Raw genomic sequence first — 959 nt, forward strand, 5'->3', positions numbered from 1 at the left:
TGATATGCTCCCCCTATAGTAGACAGAAAAAAGAAAGCTTTATATCCTGTCTACTATAAGGGGGATTTTTTTATGGGGAAAATTAGAAGAACATATGATGAAACATTTAAGAAAAAGGCTATAGATTTATATTTTAAAGAAGGCATGGGTTATACCCAAATAGGAAAAACACTAAGCATTGATGAAAAAAACGTACGTAGATGGGTAAAACGTTTCAAAGAAGAGGGTATCAAAGGCTTAGAAGAGAAACGTGGAAAGGCTACTGGAGGAACAAAGGGGCGACCTAAAAATTGTCCAAAGGAGCCTACAGAAAGAATCAAATATTTAGAAACAGAGAATGAAATGCTAAAAAAGCTATTGGGAATGTTAAAGGAGGGATGAAAGCTGCACCAGCATACAAAAAATATGAAATCATACAAGAAATGTCCAAAGGTATGCGTTCAATACAGCTACTGTGTAAAATCGCGGAAGTATCTAGAAGCGGATATTACAAGTGGTTAAAAAGGCAAAGCAATCCTTCTCCGAAGGAGATAGAAGATGAAAAAATAAAGAATAAAATTTTGGAATGTTATAACCAAGTGAAGGGTATCTACGGATACCGAAGAATAACTGTGTGGTTAAAGATGAAACATGGGATCGTCGTAAACCACAAGAGAGTTCAACGACTAATGAATAGGATGAAACTTAAAGCAATTATCAGAAAAAAACGACCTTATTTTGTATCAAAAGAAGCATATGTAGTCTCAAAGAATTACTTGAATCGAGATTTTAAAGCGGAACAACCAAATGAAAAATGGGTAACAGATATTACTTACCTTATTTTTAATGGGAAAAAGCTATATCTATCCGCCATAAAGGACCTTTATAACAATGAAATTGTAGCTTATCATATTAGCCATCGTCATGATATACAACTAGTTATCGATACGCTAAACAAGGCGAAAAAACAACGAAACGTG

Annotated in this window: 2 protein-coding genes; both read left to right on the plus strand. The window is 34.3% G+C overall.

Annotated elements, in window-relative coordinates; translation table 11 throughout:
* Window positions 1–72: 72 nt before the first annotated feature.
* Entirely contained in the window at window positions 73–381 is a 309-nt protein-coding gene (locus MR168_RS32980) for a helix-turn-helix domain-containing protein (protein WP_086411305.1), read from the plus strand.
* On the plus strand, window positions 378–959 hold a 582-nt coding region (locus tag MR168_RS32985; protein ID WP_242291765.1), incomplete at its 3' end, for an IS3 family transposase. The genes MR168_RS32980 and MR168_RS32985, both read left to right, overlap by 4 nt.

Source organism: Bacillus cereus group sp. BfR-BA-01356 (genome assembly GCF_022663635.1).
Taxonomy (GTDB): domain Bacteria; phylum Bacillota; class Bacilli; order Bacillales; family Bacillaceae_G; genus Bacillus_A; species Bacillus_A cereus.

Excerpts from the sequence above, each read along its gene's own strand:
- MR168_RS32980 (WP_086411305.1), top strand. The coding sequence starts at position 73 with ATGGGGAAAATTAGAAGAACATATGATGAAACATTTAAGAAAAAGGCT.